Here is a 2,395-nt window from a genome sequence, read left to right on the forward strand (position 1 = left end):
CGATGCTCGGCGCCGCCGCTATCCGCAGAGCGGTCCGCCCGGCGCAGGCCGGCGCGTTGCGGGTGCGCTCGGCGTACACCGCGGCGCCCCAGCCGCCCAGCACCGCCACCAGCGCGACGCTCAGCAGCGTGACCGGCCAGAACTCCGGTCGCGCGCGAAGCCGCTGATCGGCCACCCGTTCCTCCCTTGTGGCGTCACCGTTGCGGATCATCGATGGGTGCCCTAGTGTGACGCGATCGCGAATCGTACTCGCTAGTAGGGGTGGCCGAGTAGACCATGACGGATGCCGGCAATGGTCACGTCCTCTTCCTCAACTGGCGCGATACGAAGCACCCCGAGGGAGGTGGCTCGGAGGTCTATCTCGAGCGGGTGGCGGCCGAGCTGGCCGGCCGTGGTCACCGCGTCACGCTGCTGTGCCAGGCGCACGGCACCGCGCCGGCCGAGGAGACGACACCGCAGGGCGTACGCATCGTGCGGCGCGGCGGACGGCACACGGTATACCTGTTCGCGGCACTGCTCTACCTCAGCGGGGCCGTCGGTCTCGGCGCGCTCGCCGGTCGCCGTCTGGGCCGTCCCGACCTGATCGTCGACGTCTGCAACGGCATGCCGTTCCTGAGCCGGCTCTACGCCCGCCGGCCGGTCATCGCGCTGGTCCACCATGTGCACCGGGAGCAGTGGCCGGTGGTCTTCGGCCCGCGCGTCGCCCGGGTCGGCTGGTGGATCGAGTCGCGGCTGGCGGTCCGGGTCTACCGTCGCTGCCGCTACATCACGGTCTCCGAGTCGACCCGCGGCGAGCTCGCGGAGCTGGGCGTCGATCCCGAGCGGATCACCGTGGTCCACAACGGGACACCCGAGGTGGTGGGGCCGGCGGTGGCGCGTACCCCGCATCCGAGCCTGGTCGTGCTCGGCCGGCTGGTCCCGCACAAGCGCGTCGAGCTCGCGCTGCGAGCGACCGCGCTGCTGGCCACCGAGCTGCCTACGCTGGAGCTGGTGGTGGCCGGGCAGGGCTGGTGGGACGAGCCGCTGCGCCGGCTCGCCGCCGACCTGGGCATCGAGGACCGGGTGCGGTTCGCGGGGTTCGTCACCGAGGCGCACAAGCACGAGCTGCTCTGCGGTGCGTGGCTGTTGCTGCTGCCCTCGCTCAAAGAGGGCTGGGGTCTGACCATCGTGGAGGCGGGCGCACGCAGCACGCCCTCGGTCGCCTTCCGCTCCGCGGGCGGCGTCGCCGACGCGATGTCCAACGGCGAGACCGGGGTGCTGGTCGACGACGAGTTCGAGTTCTTCCGGGCGATCCGGTCGCTGGTGCTGGACGGCCGGCGTCGCACCGAGATGGGTACGGCGGCCGCCGCGTACTCCCAGCGCTTCACCTGGGCGATGACGGGTGCGAACTTCGCCCGGGTGGTCGACGAGCACCTGCCCGCGGCGCAGCCGCTGGCGGATCAGCGAGTGCCGTAGATCGCGGTCGCCGGGTCGACGGTGGTCTCCTCGGCGACGTGGTCGGCCGACGGGTTCAGTGCGCCGAGCGTCGCGACGACTCCGACGACGCCGAGGATGGCGCCGACCGCGGCGCCGACGATGAACGTGGCCAACCTCGCCATTGGTCTATCTCCTCAGGATCGGGGGTGCGCGGACGGTACCACGGCCGTCGCCGTGTGCGCAGCAGTGACAGGGCAGCGAAGATCACGATTGTCCCGGCGAGCAGGTGAGCGGCCAGGGCGAGGGCGCGCCGACCTGCGGCGGGCGGTTCGGCCGTGGCCGCCGCCGGGTTCTCCCAAAGCCGCAGATCCGGGCCGTCGTACGCGAGCCGGAGTCCGCTGAGGACGCTCGCCGGCGGATCGCCCAGCGAGCCGCGGCGGACCAGCACCCAGCGGACACCGAGGCCGGCCGCCGGGAGTCCGGCCTCGAGGTGCCGCCGGGCCCGGGCGGCACGCGGGCTCTCCCCGTCGACCGTCACCGTGCCGACCCGCAGGGCGTCGTTCATCAGCACCGGCGCGTCCAGGTAGCGCGGCGCCGGGTCGCGGACCACGACGTCGCGTGTCCACGCGTACCGCTGGTAGCCCTCGAACGGCAGCGACAGGACCTCGCCCGGGGCCGCCGCCACGCGCACGGCCACCGCGTCCCAGTCCGCCGGGTACCTCACCGGCCGCAGGGCGCCCGCGCCGCCGAAGGCGAGGTCGGGCATCGTGACGACCGGCAGCAGCACGGCGCCGGCCAGCAGCAGGTGGCCGGGCGACGGCCCGAAGCGCGCCAGCCGGTCGGCGAGCCGCTCGACGCCGAGGGCGAAGCCCAGCGCGAGCGTCAGCGCGTACGGGATGAGGAACTTCTGCCCGTCGCGCAGCAGCCCGGCGCCCGGCACATGGCCGACCAGCCATCCCAGCGCGGGCGCGGCCGGGCC

1 protein-coding gene and 1 pseudogene are annotated in these 2,395 nt (G+C 73.9%); one reads left to right on the plus strand and one right to left on the minus strand.

The annotated features are described in order from the left end of the window. The first annotated feature begins 276 nt into the window (after positions 1-276). Positions 277-1,455 carry a glycosyltransferase family 4 protein gene (locus AB0M20_RS38535; protein WP_364305876.1) on the plus strand — a complete coding sequence of 393 codons (1,179 nt, stop codon included), beginning with the start codon at positions 277-279 and terminating at the stop codon, positions 1,453-1,455. A 55-nt stretch (positions 1,456-1,510) separates the two neighbouring features. On the opposite strand, the pseudogene AB0M20_RS38540 reads toward AB0M20_RS38535, so the two are convergent. Further along, positions 1,511-2,395, minus strand: a pseudogene (locus AB0M20_RS38540) (hypothetical protein); the annotation flags it as partial.

The sequence above is a fragment of the Actinoplanes sp. NPDC051633 genome (assembly GCF_040681735.1).
Taxonomy (GTDB): Bacteria; Actinomycetota; Actinomycetes; order Mycobacteriales; family Micromonosporaceae; genus Actinoplanes.

Bases quoted from the DNA above. Each gene is read 5' to 3' on its own strand.
- AB0M20_RS38535 (WP_364305876.1), top strand. From the start codon at position 277: ATGACGGATGCCGGCAATGGTCACGTCCTCTTCCTCAACTGGCGCGAT.